Source organism: Paracoccus aeridis, assembly GCF_004923205.2.
In the GTDB taxonomy this organism is placed as follows: Bacteria; Pseudomonadota; Alphaproteobacteria; order Rhodobacterales; family Rhodobacteraceae; genus Paracoccus; species Paracoccus aeridis.
Genome location: NZ_SELD02000029.1, coordinates 21663 through 37263 on the forward strand (window position 1 = coordinate 21663; position 15601 = coordinate 37263).

The window sequence follows — 15601 nt, forward strand, 5'->3', positions numbered from 1 at the left end:
TGCACGCTGACGGGCCCGGGCGCGGCGGTCACAGCACGACCCTCGGTTCCGGGCGTCCGACCGCCCCAGGCGCGTCGATGACGAAGGTGCGGCCGTCGTCTTCGGACGGCGCGGCCAGATCCTCGCGCGCGGTCGTGACCATCAGCCGGTCCAGCCGGTCGCCCATGAAGGCCGGGCAGGACGGGTTCATGGCCGGCACGTCCACCGCGCGCAGGAAGCTGCCGTCCGCCGCGTGGCACGCCACCCGGCCCGCGCCCCACTGCGCGATCCAGAGCCGCCCCTCGGCGTCGGTCACCGCGCCGTCGGGGTTCAGCCCCTCGCCCGAAAGGTCGAGGAAGAGCTGCGGATCGCCCTCGGGCCAGCCGTCGGCATCGAGCGCCACGGTCCAGAGACGCTGTTCCTTCGTGTCCGAGAAGTAGCCGCGCCGGCCGCCGGGGGCGAAGCAGATCGCGTTGGGGATCGTCACGCCCGCGCGGATCACGCGCAGCTCGCCCCGGTGAAACCGGTGGATCGCGCCCGCGCCCGGCGTCTTGTCGCGCGCCATCGTGCCGATCCAGAACCCGCCCATCGGGTCGGCGCGGCCGTCGTTGCTGCGGTTCGCGGGCCGGTCCGCCTCAAGCGCGCAGACGTCGCGCCGCGACCCGTCCCGCAGGTCGAAGTCGATCAGGGCCACGTCCGACGCGACCAGCAGCCGGTCGCGGTCGATCCAGCCGCAGGCGGTGACGGTCCGGTCAAAGTCCCACGCGGCGCCGTCCGTGGACATGAGACGGCGCGCCATGATGTCGAACCAGAAGGCCTGGCGCCGCTCGGGGTGCCAGAAGGCCCCCTCGCCCAGTTCGCAGGCGCGCGGATCGAGAACCCGGGCGCCGGTCATGCGTCGTCACCCGCATGCCACGCCGCGACCATCGCGCGCGCGCGCCTGCCCACCGTGCCCGCGTCGTCCCCCGGACGATAGAGCGCGCTGCCGATCCCGAAGCCCGCCGCGCCCGCGCGCCGCCACTCGGCGAAATTGCCCGCATCCACCCCGCCCACCGCATAGACCGGCTGGGCCGGGGGCAGAACGGCCAGCAGCGCCTTCAGCATGCCCGTCCCGGCCCGGTCGGCGGGGAACAGCTTCAGCACGTCCGCGCCGGCTGCCAGGGCGGCGAAGCAGTCCGTCGCGGTGAAGACGCCGGGGCAGCTCTGCATGCCGCGCGCGCGGGTTTCCGCGATCACGGCGGGGTCGGCGTTCGGCGACACGATGAGCGTGCCGCCCGCGTCCTGCACCTGCCCCACCTGCGCCGTCGTCAGCACCGTCCCCGCGCCCACGACGGCGCCGTCGCCCGCCAGCCGGGCGATCGCCGCGATGCTGTCGAGCGGATCGGGGGAGTTCAGCGGCACCTCGATCATGGTGATGCCCGCGTCGATCAAGGCCCGGGCCACCGGCACGGCATCGCGCGGGGTCAGGCCCCGCAGGATCGCGACGAGGGGCAGGTGGTCGGTCATGCGGGAACCTTCGTCAGGGCGGCGCGTGCCGCGGCCAGGCCAGCCAGCGCCATGTCGCTGCCGTCAAGGATCAGGGGCGGATCGCCCCCGCCGCCCCGCGCGGCCAGCGCGCGCGCGTAAAGCGAGGTCAGCGCGGGCGCCCCCACCAGCGCGAGCGGCGCGCCCCCGCGGAAGGATTCGGCCGCCGCGATCTCGGCCCCGACCAGCAGGCCCGACAGCCGTCCGGCGGCCGCCGCCGCCGGCACGTCGCCCAGAAGCCCGGCGGCGCGGACGGAAAACAGCTCGGCCAGCCCGGCCCCGGAAGCTGCCGCTTCGTCGAACGCCGCCGGGTCGGGCTCTGCCCCGGCCACCGACAGGCGCAGCACCGATTGTCGGGCGAGCAGCGCGTAAAGCTCCCCCGTCATGAAGGTACGGAAGGCGGTGACGCGCCCGCCCCTGACCCGCGCCCATTTGCTGTGCGTGCCGGGCATGCACACGACACCCTCCCACCCCGGCCTCGCGGCGATCAGGCCCGCGAGCTGCGTTTCCTCGCCGCGCATCACGTCGGGGGGCGAGGACTGGCTGAGCCCCGGCAGGATCAGGACCGGCAGGCGCGGATCGGCACCATCGGGCCGGGTGGCGCGGGCGGGGTCGAGCGGCGTGCAGGGGACGGCGCGATACGGGGCCTCAACCCAGCCGGTCCGCGCCCCGGCCATGCCGCAGACCAGCACCGGCACGGGGTCGGACGCGCCGCCCCCCAGCCACGGCGCGACGATGTCGAGAAGGGCCGGCCCGAAGCCCGCCCGGTCCAGCTGTCCCATCCCGCGATCCGACGCGGACCCGGCCAGCACGCGGCCGTCCGCGGCCATCGCCCAGACGCGCAGGCGGCTGGTGCCCCAGTCGGCGGCGATCCAGTCCAGACCGTCCAGCCGCGCGCCCATCCTCATGCCCCGGCAAGATCGTCCGGCAGCAGCGCCGCCGGCATGTCCTGGAAGCACACCGGGCGCAGGAACCGCCGGATCGCGAGCGTCCCGACCGAGGTTGCGCCGAAGTTGGTGCTCGCCGGATAGGGGCCGCTGTGGACCATGGCGTCGGCGACCTCGACGCCGGTCGGGAAGCCGTTGAAGAGGATCCGCCCCGCCTTGCGCTCGAGGATCGGCAGCAGGCGGCGGGCGAGGTCGGTGTCGGCGTCGTCCATCTGCACGGTGCAGGTCAGCTGGCCGTCGAGCGCCTGCGCCTCGGCCAGCATCGCGTCGAAGTCGGCAAGGCGGACGAGCACGCCCGAGGGGCCGAAGTTCTCGTGCCGCAGGGCCGGGGTCGCCTCCCACGCCGCGCGGTCGGCCTGGAACAGCGCGGGCGTGCCGTGGCGGTCGTCGCCCGACGGCCCGCGGGCGAGCGTCTCGACTCCCGGCGCGGCGGCGGCCGCGGCGATCCCCGAACGATACGCGCCCGCGATGCCGCGGGTCAGCATCGGCTGCGGCGCGGTCCCGGCGACCCCGGCGGCGGCGGTTGCGGCAAGCGCGTCTGCCCCCTCGCTTTCCAGCACGAACGCGACGCCTGGGTTGGTGCAGAACTGCCCCATGCCCAGGGTCAGCGACGCGGCCCAGCCCGCGCCGATCGCCGGCCCGCGCGCGGCTGCCGCGGCGGGCAGAACGAACACGGGGTTCACGGCCCCAAGCTCGCCGAAGAACGGGATCGGCTCGGGCCGCGCGGCGCACAGGTCGAAGAGCGCGCGCCCCGCGCCGAAGCTGCCGGTGAAGCCCACGGCCCTGACCAGCGGATGCCGCACCAGCGCGCGGCCCAGGTCGTTGGTGTCGCCCTGCAGCAGCGCGAACACGCCCGCGGGCATGCCGGTCGCGCGGATCGCGTCGAGGATCGCGCCCGCGACCAGCTCGGACGTGCCGGGATGCGCCGGGTGGCCCTTGACGATGACCGGGCAACCGGCCGCCAGCGCCGACGCCGTGTCGCCCCCCGCGGTCGAGAAGGCGAGCGGGAAGTTCGACGCCCCGAACACCGCGACCGGACCGATGGGCCGCTGGATCAGCCGCAGGTCGGGACGAGGCGCGGGCGTGCGGTCGGGCAGCGCCGGGTCGTGGCGCAGGTCCAGGTGCCGCCCCGCCTCGATGTGGTCCGCGAACAGCCGCAGCTGTCCGGTGGTGCGGGCGGTCTCGCCGACCAGCCGCGCCTCGGGCAGGCCGGATTCGGCCATGGCGCGGGGAACGATGGCGTCGCGCCGCGCGTCGATCCCGTCGGCGATGGCGCGCAGGAAGGCCGCGCGCGCCGTGCGCGAGGTGGCGGCGAAGTCCGGGAACGCGGCTTCGGCCACTTCGGCGGCGCGGTGAACCTCGGCCGGGCCCGCGCTCTGGACCGCCATCGGCGCGGCATCACCGATCGCCACGGCGGCGAAGCTGTCCCCGCCCCCTACCCATTCACCCGCGATCAGGTGCAGTCCGGTCAGCGTCATCGTTAATCCTCGAATGCATCGGTCACGACGCGCCGGCCCAGCATGAAGGCGTCCGCGACGAGGACCTGCGGGCGCATGTCCACGTCGGCGCGGCGGGTGGCGATCAGTTCGGCGAATTGGGCGTAGATGCCGTCGTATTCGCTGGCGAGGGCTTCGGCGCTGGACAGGACCTCGCCGCCCGCGCGCACCCGGGCGCCGCCGCCGGTCAGTTCCAGCGTGCCGTCGTCGGTTTCCACGGTGATGTCCCAGGTCTGCGGGCCGGTCTGGCGCCAGTCGAAATCGGCGTCGATTTCCGCGCCCGAGGCGGTCACGAGATCCAGGCGCGCGGCGATGGGCGTCTCGCGGTTCGACGGAAAGGACAGTTCCGCGCCGCGCAGGCGCACGGCGTCGGGCAGGATCGCGGTCAGGACCGACAGCGCGTTGATCCCCGGATCGAACACCCCGAGGCCGCCCGCCTGCCAGATCCAGTCCTGCCCCGGATACCAGCGCCGCACGTCCTCGCGCCAGACGATCCGCGCCCGCGTGACCCGGCGGTCGGCCAGCCATGCCTTCGCGGGCCCCACCCCCGCAGCGTGACGCGAATGCCAGGTCGCGTAAAGGACACGGTCGTGGGCGGCGGCGAGTTCGGACAGGATCGCCACCTCCGCGAGCGACGCGCCGGGCGGCTTTTCCAGCAGCACGTCGCGGCCTGCGACAAGCGCCTCGCGCGCCATGGCAAAGCGGACCTGCGGCGGGACGCACAGCGCGACGGCGGTGATGCCGGGGCGTGCGGCGAGCATGCCGGTCAGGTCCGCGAAGGCGTCCACGCCTTCGGCGCGGGCGTTCCGGCTGACCGTCGCGGCAAGGCGGAACGCCGGGCTGCGGGCGATGGACGGGACGTGCTGGTCCACCGCGATCTTGCCCAGGCCGACGATGGCGACCTGCGTCGCGTCAGTGGCTGTCACGTCCCACCTCCGCGCCCCGGCAGCCGACGAGGAAGTCGAAGTCAGCGCCCTTGTCCGCACCCTGCACGTGGTCGTGGAAGATGCGGGCGTAGCCCCCCTTCGGCTGCGGCACCGGGGTCTTCCACGCCGCGAGCCGCGCCGCGATCTCGTCGTCGGGAACGTCCAGATGCACGCGGCGGGCGTCCACGTCGATCTCGATCATGTCGCCGGTGCGGACGATGGCCAGCGGGCCGCCGGCCGCGGCCTCGGGCGAGGTGTGCAGCAGGACGGTGCCGTAGGCCGTGCCCGACATGCGGGCGTCCGAAATCCGCACCATGTCGGTGATCCCCTTGCGCAGCACCTTGGGCGGCAGGCCCATGTTGCCGACCTCGGGCATCCCCGGATAGCCGCGCGGCCCGCAGTTCTTGAGGACCATCACGCAGTCCTCGTCGATGTCCAGCGCCTCGTCGTTGATCCGCGCCTTGTAGTCGTCGATGTCGTCGAACACGACGGCGCGGCCGCGATGGCGCATCAGGTGGGGGCTGGCTGCCGACGGTTTCAGCACCGCGCCGTCAGGGGCGAGGTTGCCGCGCAGGACGACGATCCCGCCATGCGCGGTCAGCGCGCGCTCGACCGGCAGGATCACGTCCTCGTTCCAGTTCCGCGCGTCCCTGACCTGTTCCCACGCGGTCTGGCCGCTGACCGTCAGTGCATCGCGGTTCAGCAGGCCCGCCTCGCCCAGGCGCTTCAGCACCACGGGCAGGCCGCCGGCGTAGAAGAACTCCTCCATCAGGTATTTCCCCGACGGCATCAGGTTCACGATCGTCGGGACGTCGCGCCCGAGCCGGTCCCAGTCGTCCAGCGTCAGGTCCACGCCCACGCGCCCCGCCAGCGCGAGCAGGTGGATCACGGCGTTGGTGGACCCGCCGATCGCGCCATTGCAGCGGATCGCGTTCTCGAACGCCGCGCGGGTCATGATGTCCGACGGCTTCAGGTCGTCCTTGACCATCTGCACGATCCGCCGCCCGGTCATCTGCGCCATCACCCGGCGCCGCGAATCCACCGCCGGGATCGCGGCGTTGCCCGACAGCGCCATGCCCAGCGCCTCGGCCATGCTGGCCATCGTGCTGGCGGTGCCCATCGTGTTGCAGGTGCCGGTGGACCGGCTCATCGAGGCCTCTGCCTCAAGGAACTCCTCCTGCCCCATCTCGCCCGCCTTCACGGCCTCCGAGAACTTCCACAGATGCGTGCCCGAGCCGACCCGCTCGCCCCGGAACCAGCCGTTGAGCATCGGCCCGCCGGTCACGACGATCGACGGGATGTCAGTGGACGCCGCGCCCATCAGGAGGCTCGGCGTGGTCTTGTCGCAGCCGACCATCAGCACGGCGCCGTCGATGGGCTGGCCGCGCATCGCCTCCTCGACCGCCATGGCGGCGAGGTTGCGGAACATCATCGCAGTCGGGCGGAAGGTGCTTTCGCTGGCGGAAAAGACCGGGACCTCGACCGGGAAGCCCCCGGCCTCCCACACGCCGGCCTTCACCTTCTGCGCGAGCTCGTGCAGGTGGCCGTTGCAGGGGGTCAGCTCGGACCAGGTGTTCATGATCCCGATCACCGGACGGCCGTCGAACAGGTCGTGCGGGTAGCCCTGGTTCTTCAGCCAGCCGCGGTGGTAGATCGCGTCGCGCGACGTGCCGCCGTACCATTCCTGCGAGCGCAGGCGGCGGGGCCAGGGTGCGGGGGTGAAGGCCATCAGAGCGCCCTCGCCAGTGCCGTGCGCGACCGCCCCCCGGCCGCGTCCGCCATCCGCAGCGGGTTCCTCAGCGGCAGGCCGAAGCCGGGCGCCTCGATCTCGAACACGTCGCCGGTCTCGCAGCGCAGCCCCGCCGCGAAGGACAGGGTCGCGGTGCCGAACATGTGGACATGGACGTCGCCGGGGCGGCGGAACAGGTCGTACTTGAAGTGGTGGTGCTCGAGGTTTGCGATCGTGTGGCTCATGTTGTCCTCGCCCGACAGGAACGGCTGGTCGAAGATCACCTCGCTCCCGCGGCGGATGCGCGAGGTGCCGCGGATGTCGCGGGGCAGCGGGCCGACCAGCACCTCGGGGCCGAAGCTCGCCTGCCGCAGCTTGGAATGGGCGAGATAGAGGTAGTTCACCTTTTCCATGACGTGGTCCGAGAACTCGTTGCCCAGCGCGAAGCCCAGGCGGAACGGGGTCCCGTCCGGGCCGATGACGTAGAGGCCCGCGATCTCGGGTTCCTCGCCGCCGTCCTGGGCGAAATCCGGCGCGACGAGCGGCTTGCCGGGCGCGGCGATCATGTCGCCGTTGCCCTTGTAGAACCATTCCGGCTGGACCCCGACCTCCCCCTGCGCCGGCCGCCCGCCCTCGACGCCCATGCGGAACATCCGCATCGAGTCGGTCTCGGGCGCGGCCGCGTTCTGCGCGTGCATGGCGTCGCGCGTCGCGGCCGACCCCAGGTGCGTGAGGCCCGTGCCCGTCACCAGCATGTGCGCGGGGTCGGGATGGTCGATCGGGGGCAGCACGCGCCCCTCGGCCAGCGCCGCGGCCAGATCGACGGCGGGGCCCGGGCGGCGCGACTGGATGAACTGCGCGAGCCCCTGCCCGGCCGCGATGCAGGCCAGCGCCAGCTCGCGGGTCGAATCCACGCCTTCCACCTCGTGCGCCTCGGTGCCGCTGCGGACGATGACCGCGCGCCGGCCGTCGGTCGTGGTGATCTGCGAAAGCAGCATTGCCGTTCCTCAGCCCCTGTTCTTGTTCGAAACGTCGAAGATGACGGCGGCCAGCAGCACCAGCCCCTTGATGATCTGCTGGAAGTCGATTCCGATTCCCATCAGCGACATGCCGTTGTTCATCACGCCCATGATGAAGGCGCCGATCACGGCACCCACGACCGTGCCGACGCCCCCCGACATCGACGCGCCGCCGATGAAGACCGCGGCGATGGTATCCAGCTCGAAGTTGACGCCGGCCTTGGGCGTGGCCGAGTTCAGGCGCGCCGCCACGACGATCCCCGCGAGCGCCGCCAGCATCCCCATGTTGACGAAGGTCAGGAACACCAGCCGGGGCGAGTTGATCCCCGACAGCGTGGCCGCCTTGGCGTTGCCGCCGATCGCGTAGATGCGGCGACCGACGACCGTGCGCTCGGCCAGGAACGAATAGAGCGCGATCAGGATCGCCATGACGATGAAGACGTTGGGCAGGCCGCGGAAATTGGCCATGAGCCAGCTCATCCACACCAGCGCGATGAAGATGAAGGCGTTCTTGGCGGCGAAGAACGCGAACGGCTCCTCCACGATCCCGGCCGCCGCCTGGCGCTGGCGCGAGCGGACGGCGAGCCACAGGATCAGGACGGCGACGGCGGCGCCCAGCGCCAGCGAGAACAGGTTCGGCTTGCCGCTGCCGAAAAGGTCCGGGATGAAGCCCGACGCGATCGACTGGAAGTCGCGCGGGAACGGGCCGATCGACCGCCCCTCGAGCACCCACAGCGTCAGGCCGCGGAACACCAGCATGCCCGCCAGCGTCACGATGAAGGACGGGATCTTCCAGTAGGCGATCCAGTAGCCCTGCGCGGCCCCGATCACGCCGCCCAGCGCGATGCCGATCAGCGCGGCCAGCGCGAAGTTCAGGTCCATCTGCACGATCAGAAGCGCGACCACCGCGCCCACGAAGGCCGCGACCGACCCGACCGACAGGTCGATGTGCCCCGACACGATGACCAGCAGCATTCCCACCGCCATGATGACGATGTGGCTGTTCTGCAGCGCGAGGTTCGTGAGGTTGACGGGCCGGAACAGCGTGCCCCCGGTCACGACCTGGAAGAAGATCATGATGACGACGAGCGCGAACAGGATCCCGTATTCGCGGATGTTGCGGCGGATGAAGCCCGCGGTCGCGCGGGGGGCGGCGGCGGTGCCGGCCGCCGGGATGTCAGGCTGCGCCATGTCCGGCCCTTTCTGGCTTGCGCGAGGCGCGCAGGATCATTTCCATGATGCGTTCCTGGCTCGCCTCGGCAGTGGGCATCTCGCCCACGAGGCGGCCTTCGTTCATCACGCAGATGCGGTCGGTGATCCCGAGCAGCTCGGGCATTTCCGACGAGATGACGATGATCCCCTTCCCGGCCGCGGCGAGGTCGCGGATGATGGTGTAGATCTCGTATTTCGCACCCACGTCGATGCCGCGGGTGGGTTCGTCCAGGATCAGGATCTCGGGCCCCGCGAACAGCCACTTGGACAGCACCACCTTCTGCTGGTTGCCGCCCGACAGGTTCAGCACGCGCGCCTCGACCGTGGGGGTCTTGATGTTGATGCGGCGGCGATAATCCTCGGCCACGCTGCGTTCGCGCATCTGGTCGATGACGCCGCCGCGGGCGATGCCCGGAAGGTTCGCCAGTGGAATGTTGCGGCGCACGTTGTCGTCCAGGACGAGGCCCAGCGACTTGCGGTCCTCGGTCACGTAGGCCAGCCCCGCGGCAATGGCGCGCGGCACGGTGGACAGGTCGGCGGGGCGTCCGTCGATGCTGACGCTGCCCGACAGCCGGCGGCCGAAGCTCTGCCCGAACAGGCTCATCGCAAGCTCGGTCCGGCCCGCGCCCATGAGGCCGGCAAAGCCCAAGACCTCGCCCCGGCGCAGGTCGAAGCCGACCCGGTCGACGGCGTGGCGTTCGGGGCGCAGCGGATCGGCCACGGTCCAGTCGCGGACCTGCATCACGACCTCGCCGATCCTGGGCTCGCGGTCGGGATAGCGGTTCTCCATCGGGCGGCCGACCATCTCGCGGACGATCTGTTCCTCGGACACCATGGAATCGTGGTGCGCGACCGTCGCGCCGTCGCGCAGCACCGTGATGCTGTCGGCGATCTTGGATATCTCGTTCAGCTTGTGGCTGATGAGGATCGCGGTGATCCCCTGCGCGCGCAGTTCGTCCAGCAGCGCCAGCAGGGCGTCGCTTTCGCGTTCGTTGAGGCTGCTCGTGGGTTCGTCGAGGATCAGCAGGCTCACGCGCTTGCTCAGCGCCTTCGCGATCTCGACCAGCTGCTGCTTGCCCATGCCGAGGTCGCCGACCTTCGTTTCGGGGCTTTCGCGCAGGCCCACCTTGGCCAGCAGCGCGGCGGTGCGGTCGTTCGTCGTGTTGCGGTCGATCACGCCGCGGGTCGCGACCTCGTTGCCCAGGAAGATGTTCTCGGCGATCGACATCTGCGGCACCAGCGCGAGTTCCTGGTGGATGATGACGATGCCGCGCCTTTCGCTGTCGGTGATGCCGCCGAACTGCACCGCCCGCCCGTCGAACAGGATCTCGCCGTCGTAGCTGCCGTGCGGGTAGACGCCCGACAGCACCTTCATCAGCGTGGACTTGCCCGCGCCGTTCTCGCCCAGGAGCGCGCGGATCTCTCCGCGGCGGACGGCCAGGTTCACGTCGTCCAGCGCGCGGACCCCCGGAAAGGTCTTGGTGATCCCGCGCATCTCAAGGATCGTGTCCACGGCCTGCCCCCTTCCAGCACCGGTGGGACGGGGCGGCGCCGCTGGCCGCCCCGCAGTCCGGCCCTCGTTACTCGACCTGGTCCTTGGTGTAGTAGCCCGACCCGACCAGCACCTCTTCCCAGTTCGACTTGTCGACGCCCACCGGCTCCAGCAGGTAGGACGGGACGACCTTGACGCCGTTGTCGTAGGTGGTGGTGTCGTTCACCTGCGGCTCCTTCCCTTCGAGCATGGCGTTGACCATGCCGACGGTGACCTTGGCGAGCTCGCGGGTGTCCTTGAAGACGGTCGCGTACTGCTCGTCGGCCAGGATCGACTTGACCGACGGCACCTCGGCGTCCTGCCCGGTCACGATCGGCATCTTCATGTCGCCCGACCCGTAGCCCACGCCCTTGAGCGAGGACAGGATCCCGATCGACAGCCCGTCATAGGGCGACAGCACCCCGTGGACCTGCTTGTCGGTGTAGTTGGCGCTCAGCAGGTTATCCATCCGCGCCTGCGCCGTCGCCGGGTCCCAGCGCAGCGTGCCGACCTTGTCCATGCCCATCTGGCCCGACACGATCTGGATCGAGCCGTCGTCGATCAGCGGCTGGATCACCGACATCGCGCCGTCATAGAAGAAGAAGGCGTTGTTGTCGTCCGGGCTGCCGCCGAACAGTTCCACGTTCCAGGGCTTCACGTCCGGGAAGCGCTCCTTCAGCCCCTTCACGAGCGACGACGCCTGCTCGACTCCCACCTTGAAGTTGTCGAAGGTCGCGTAATAGTCGACCGAGTCGGTGTCGCGGATCAGCCGGTCATAGGCGATGACCTTGATGTCGGCCGCCTTGGCGTTGTCGAGCGCGTTCGAGAGCGTGGTGCCGTCGATCGCCGCGATCACCAGCACGTTCACGCCCTTGGTGATCATGTTCTCGATCTGGGCCAGCTGGTTCGGAATGTCGTCGTCGGCATATTGCAGGTCGGTGGTGTAGCCCGCCTCCTCGAACTGCCTGACCATGTTGTTGCCGTCGTCGATCCACCGGGCCGAGGTCTTGGTCGGCATGGCGATGCCGACCAGCCCCTCGGCCGCGAGAACCGCGCCCGGCGCCATCAGCGCCACCGCCGACACGCCGGCGAGCGCGATCGTCCTGAACGTCTTGAGCATGCGTAGTTCCTTCCCTGCTGGCGCGACACGCGCGACGGCGGCGGCCCCTTCACGGGCGGCCTGCAAGCCCCGGCGTGTCGACGTCCTTCCCCCCGAAGTGCGCGTACCGCGCCTACGACGATTGTCGCTGGCTTGGTGTTAGGCGCCGATGTTATACCCGTCAAATGTCAATTGAGGCGCGCGACATGTCAGAAATGGAATATCATGGTAGCGCTCCAGCCGAGCCTCGCCGTTCGGGAGATACGGGCCTCCTCGCCCGCGGCCTGAAGCTGCGGCAGCTGGCGCTGCTGGCGGCGGTGGACCGCACCGGCCAGATCGCCGCCGCGGCGCAGTCGCTGAACATGACCCAGCCCGCCGCATCGCGGATGCTGGCGCAGCTGGAAGGGGCGGCCGGCGTCGCCCTGACCGAGCGCCTGCCCCGCGGCGTGCGCCTGACCGCCGCGGGCCAGCGCCTCGCCCACAGCGCCCGCCGCATCCTGGGAGAGATCGACGCCGCCGGCCGCGCGGTCGCCGACATCGACGGCGGCCGCGTGGGGGGCGTCGCGTTCGGGTCGGTGTCCGGGCCTTCGCTGGAACTGGTGCTGCCGGTCCTGCAGAACCTGCGCCTCGTCCATCCCGGCATCGTCCCCGAGATCACTGTCGACGCGAGCGACGGGCTCGTCGGCCAGCTCCTGTCCGGGCGGATCGAGTTCTACATCGGCCGGATCCCCGACGGCGCCGACGCGGGCCGCTTCGCGATCGAGCCGATCGGGACCGAGCCGCTGGCCCTGATCGTCCGCCGCGGCCACGAACTTGCCCGCCGCCGCAACGCGACGCTCGCCGACAGCCTCCGCTTCGACTGGGTGATGCAGCCGCGCGGCGGACTGCTGCGGACGACGGTCGAACAGTACCTGCTGCACCACCGCGTGGGCCTGCCCGGGCGCGTCATCAGCACCATGTCCATGATGCTGACGCTCGCCTTCGTGACCCGCACCAACGCCGTCGGCACCATGTCGGCCGCCGCCGCCGACTTCTTCGCCACCGGCGCGGGCGGCGGCCTGCCCATCCTGCGCCTGCCGCTGGCCCCCGACCTGCTGGTGTCGTCCTACGGCATCGTCACCCTGCGCGACCGCGAACTGACCCCCGCCGCCCATACGCTTCACGCGGCGCTGTCGGAGGCCTCGCGCAGCATGGTGGCGGGGGCGGGCTGACGAGCCGGGCAATCATCCGGGAACGGCGTGGACCCGGATCGGCAGGTCGCCCCCCATCGCGCCGCCTGCGATCGCACGCGGGCCGCGCCGTGAACGCGCCCGTGCCGCGCGCTGCGGATAACATGGTTGTGCTTTCCGGCGGGATGGGGGTAGATCGGCCCACCAATCCGTGATCGCACCTGCCGCGAAGAACGCGCGGGGCGTTAAGGTCGGGGCAAGCCCCGGCCAAGCTCCAGGGAGGAACTGCCTTGAGACTGCCCGCTTTCGTCACAACCTCGATCATCGCGCTCGCCAGCGCGGCGGCCTTCGCGGCCCCGGCAGCGGCCAAGACGCTCATCTATTGCTCGGAAGGCTCGCCCGAGGGTTTCGACCCGGCCGCCTACACCTCGGGCACCACGTTCGACGCCAGCTCGCGCCCCGTGTTCAACCGCCTGGTCGAGTTCAAGGACGGCACGACCGAGGTGGAGCCCGCACTGGCCGAGAGCTATGAAATCTCGGACGACGGGCTGACCTATACCTTCAAGCTGCGCCCCGGCGTGAAGTTCCACACGACCGACTACTTCACCCCGACGCGCGACCTGAACGCCGACGACGTGATCTTCTCGTTCGAGCGCCAGGGCGATGCGAACAACCCGTGGAACCAGTACATCCCCGGGCTGACCTTCGAATACTACAACTCGATGGAAATGGCCTCGTCGATCAAGTCGATCGAGAAGGTGGACGACCTCACCGTCAGGTTCACGCTGAACGAGCCGAACGCGCCGTTCCTCGCGAACCTCGCGATGGACTTCGCCTCGATCCAGTCCAAGGAATATGCCGACGCGCTGGATCAGGCCGGCACCAAGGAGAACCTGAACAGCGCCCCGGTCGGCACCGGCCCGTTCAAGTTCGTGGCCTACCAGAAGGACGCGGTGATCCGGTTCGCCAAGAACGCGGATTACTGGGGCACCCCCGCCAAGGTGGACGACCTGGTGTTCGCCATCACCACCGACGCCGCCGTGCGCCTGCAGAAGCTGCAGGCGGGCGAGTGCCACATCATGCCCTACCCCGCGCCCGCCGACATCGAGGCGCTGAAGGCCGACCAGAACCTGACAGTGATGGAACAGCCGGGCCTGAACGTCGCCTATCTCGCCTACAACACCGACGTGGCGCCCTTCGACAAGCCCGAGGTCCGCAAGGCCCTCAACATGGCGATGAACAAGCAGGCGATCGTCGATGCCGTGTTCCAGGGCATGGGCCAGGTCGCCAAGAACCCGATCCCGCCGACCATGTGGTCCTACAACGACGCCGTCCAGGACGAGGCGTACGACCCCGAGGCCGCGAAAGCCGCGCTGGAAGCGGCCGGCGTGACGAACCTGTCGATGAAGATCTGGGCGATGCCGGTGCAGCGTCCCTACATGCCCAACGCCCGCCGCGTCGCCGAGATGATGCAGGAGGACCTGGGCAAGGTCGGCGTCAACGCCGAGATCGTCAGCTATGAGTGGGGCGAATACCTCAAGAAGTCGATGGAGCCCGGCCGCGACGGCGCCGTGATCCTCGGCTGGACCGGCGACAACGGCGACCCCGACAACTTCCTGTCGGTGCTGCTCAGCTGCGCCGCGGCCGAGGACGGCGGGGCCAACCGCGCCTTCTGGTGCAACGAGGAGTTCAGCAACCTGCTGGAGCAGGCCAAGCAGACCTCCGACCAGGCCGAGCGCACGAAGCTCTACGAGCAGGCGCAGGTGATCTTCAAGGATCAGGCGCCGTGGGCGACCATCGGCCATTCGACGGTCGTGATGCCGATGTCGAAGAAGGTGACCGGCTATGTCATGAGCCCGCTCGGCAGCCACGCCTTCGACACCGTCGACGTCGCCGAATGATGAACTGAAGGGCTTGCGGCCGCGCCCGGTTCGTCCGGCGCGGCCCTTGCACGTTTCCCATGATCCGTTTCATCCTCGGGCGCATCGCCTATCTCGTGCCGACGCTGATCGGCATCACCATCGTGGCCTTCGGCTTCGTGCGGGTGCTGCCAGGCGATCCGGTCCTGCTGATGGCGGGCGAGCGCGGCATGTCGCCCGAACGCTATGCCGAGGTCAGCCGCCAGCTGGGCTTCGACCGCTCGCTGCCGGAACAATACCTCGACTATGTGTGGCGGCTGCTGCACGGCGACCTGGGCACCTCGCTGGTGACCAAGAAGCCGGTCCTGGCCGAGTTCCTGGCGCTGTTCCCGGCCACGGTCGAGCTGGCGCTCTGCGCGATCCTGCTGGCGGCGCTCATCGGCGTTCCGGCGGGCGTGCTGGCCGCGATCAAGCGCGGCAGCTGGTTCGACCAGATCACCATGGGCACCGCGCTGGTCGGCTATTCGATGCCGATCTTCTGGTGGGGCCTGCTGCTGATCATCTTCTTCTCCGGCATGCTCGGCTGGACGCCCGTGTCCGGGCGGATCTCGCTGCTGTACTTCTTCCCGCCCGTGACCGGGTTCATGCTGATCGACAGCCTGCTGTCGGGGCAGAAGGGCGCCTTCGCCTCGGCCGCGAGCCACCTGATCCTGCCCACGATCGTGCTGGCCACGATCCCGCTGGCCGTGATCGCCCGGCAGACCCGCAGCGCCATGCTGGAAGTGCTGGGCGAGGATTACGTCCGCACGGCGCGCGCCAAGGGGCTGCCCCCGCGCCGGGTGGTCGGGATGCACGCGCTCAGGAACGCCCTCATCCCCGTCGTGACGACCATCGGCCTGCAGATCGGCGTGCTGATGGCCGGCGCCATCCTGACCGAGACGATCTTCAGCTGGCCCGGGATCGGCAAGTGGATGGTCGAGTCGATCTCGCGGCGCGACTATCCCGTGGTGCAGGGCGGCCTGCTGCTGATCGCGGTGATCGTGATGGTCGTGAACCTGCTGGTGGATCTGCTCTACGGGCTGATCAACCCCCGCATCCGGCATCGTTGAAA

At 70.5% G+C, this 15601-nt stretch carries 13 protein-coding genes; 3 read left to right on the top strand and 10 right to left on the bottom strand.

The genetic code is table 11. The features are described from left to right. Nucleotides 1–28 precede the first annotated feature (28 nt). The 10 genes from ELI80_RS09755 to chvE form a co-directional block, all read right to left on the bottom strand. On the bottom strand, nt 29–874 hold the full coding sequence (locus tag ELI80_RS09755) for an SMP-30/gluconolactonase/LRE family protein (protein WP_136651342.1): 846 nt from the start codon (nt 872–874) through the stop codon (nt 29–31). Next, a complete protein-coding gene (locus ELI80_RS09760; protein WP_136651343.1) occupies nt 871–1485 on the bottom strand; it encodes a 2-dehydro-3-deoxy-6-phosphogalactonate aldolase in 615 nt (204 codons plus the stop codon). The genes ELI80_RS09755 and ELI80_RS09760 overlap by 4 nt, the downstream gene beginning before the upstream one ends. After that, nucleotides 1482–2411: a 2-dehydro-3-deoxygalactonokinase gene (locus ELI80_RS09765; protein WP_236641427.1), complete on the bottom strand. Its 930-nt coding sequence runs from the start codon at nt 2409–2411 to the stop codon at nt 1482–1484. The genes ELI80_RS09760 and ELI80_RS09765 overlap by 4 nt, the downstream gene beginning before the upstream one ends. Beyond that, the gene (locus ELI80_RS09770) at nt 2408–3928 is read right to left on the bottom strand and encodes an aldehyde dehydrogenase (NADP(+)) (RefSeq protein ID WP_136651344.1); all 1521 of its coding nucleotides are present in this window, start codon (nt 3926–3928) and stop codon (nt 2408–2410) included. Before ELI80_RS09770 ends, ELI80_RS09765 begins: the two co-directional genes overlap by 4 nt. A 2-nt stretch (nt 3929–3930) precedes the next feature. Then, entirely contained in the window at nt 3931–4872 is a 942-nt protein-coding gene (locus ELI80_RS09775; protein ID WP_136651345.1) for a Gfo/Idh/MocA family protein, read from the bottom strand. Further along, nucleotides 4859–6601 carry an L-arabinonate dehydratase gene (gene araD, locus ELI80_RS09780; protein ID WP_136651346.1) on the bottom strand — a complete coding sequence of 581 codons (1743 nt, stop codon included), beginning with the start codon at nt 6599–6601 and terminating at the stop codon, nt 4859–4861. The genes ELI80_RS09775 and araD overlap by 14 nt, the downstream gene beginning before the upstream one ends. Next, a complete protein-coding gene (araD1, locus tag ELI80_RS09785; protein ID WP_136651347.1) occupies nt 6601–7599 on the bottom strand; it encodes an AraD1 family protein in 999 nt (332 codons plus the stop codon). Before araD1 ends, araD begins: the two co-directional genes overlap by 1 nt. Before the next feature lie 9 nt (nt 7600–7608). Continuing rightward, nucleotides 7609–8811, bottom strand: a complete 1203-nt coding sequence (gene mmsB, locus ELI80_RS09790; protein ID WP_136651348.1) for a multiple monosaccharide ABC transporter permease — start codon at nt 8809–8811, stop codon at nt 7609–7611. After that, nucleotides 8798–10345, bottom strand: a complete 1548-nt coding sequence (gene mmsA, locus ELI80_RS09795) for a multiple monosaccharide ABC transporter ATP-binding protein (protein WP_136651349.1) — start codon at nt 10343–10345, stop codon at nt 8798–8800. Before mmsA ends, mmsB begins: the two co-directional genes overlap by 14 nt. A gap of 67 nt (nt 10346–10412) precedes the next feature. Then, nucleotides 10413–11483 (bottom strand): multiple monosaccharide ABC transporter substrate-binding protein, encoded by a 1071-nt coding sequence (gene chvE, locus ELI80_RS09800; protein WP_136651350.1) that lies wholly within the window; start codon nt 11481–11483, stop codon nt 10413–10415. A 185-nt stretch (nt 11484–11668) separates the two neighbouring features. On the opposite strand from chvE, the gene ELI80_RS09805 reads away from it, so the two are divergent. From ELI80_RS09805 to ELI80_RS09815, 3 genes are all read left to right on the top strand, one after another. Continuing rightward, the gene (locus tag ELI80_RS09805; RefSeq protein WP_161596452.1) at nt 11669–12673 is read left to right on the top strand and encodes a LysR family transcriptional regulator; all 1005 of its coding nucleotides are present in this window, start codon (nt 11669–11671) and stop codon (nt 12671–12673) included. A 254-nt stretch (nt 12674–12927) separates the two neighbouring features. Then, the gene (locus ELI80_RS09810; protein WP_201740607.1) at nt 12928–14532 is read left to right on the top strand and encodes an ABC transporter substrate-binding protein; all 1605 of its coding nucleotides are present in this window, start codon (nt 12928–12930) and stop codon (nt 14530–14532) included. Nucleotides 14533–14591: 59 nt separating this feature from the next. Continuing rightward, the gene (locus ELI80_RS09815; RefSeq protein WP_136651353.1) at nt 14592–15599 is read left to right on the top strand and encodes an ABC transporter permease subunit; all 1008 of its coding nucleotides are present in this window, start codon (nt 14592–14594) and stop codon (nt 15597–15599) included. Nucleotides 15600–15601 lie beyond the last annotated feature (2 nt).

Coding starts and splice junctions, on each gene's coding strand:
- ELI80_RS09755 (WP_136651342.1), bottom strand. CDS start 874: ATGACCGGCGCCCGGGTTCTCGATCCGCGCGCCTGCGAACTGGGCGAG.
- ELI80_RS09760 (WP_136651343.1), bottom strand. CDS start 1,485: ATGACCGACCACCTGCCCCTCGTCGCGATCCTGCGGGGCCTGACCCCG.
- ELI80_RS09765 (WP_236641427.1), bottom strand. CDS start 2,411: ATGAGGATGGGCGCGCGGCTGGACGGTCTGGACTGGATCGCCGCCGAC.
- ELI80_RS09770 (WP_136651344.1), bottom strand. CDS start 3,928: ATGACGCTGACCGGACTGCACCTGATCGCGGGTGAATGGGTAGGGGGC.
- araD (WP_136651346.1), bottom strand. CDS start 6,601: ATGGCCTTCACCCCCGCACCCTGGCCCCGCCGCCTGCGCTCGCAGGAA.
- araD1 (WP_136651347.1), bottom strand. CDS start 7,599: ATGCTGCTTTCGCAGATCACCACGACCGACGGCCGGCGCGCGGTCATC.
- mmsB (WP_136651348.1), bottom strand. CDS start 8,811: ATGGCGCAGCCTGACATCCCGGCGGCCGGCACCGCCGCCGCCCCCCGC.
- chvE (WP_136651350.1), bottom strand. CDS start 11,483: ATGCTCAAGACGTTCAGGACGATCGCGCTCGCCGGCGTGTCGGCGGTG.
- ELI80_RS09805 (WP_161596452.1), top strand. CDS start 11,669: ATGTCAGAAATGGAATATCATGGTAGCGCTCCAGCCGAGCCTCGCCGT.
- ELI80_RS09815 (WP_136651353.1), top strand. CDS start 14,592: ATGATCCGTTTCATCCTCGGGCGCATCGCCTATCTCGTGCCGACGCTG.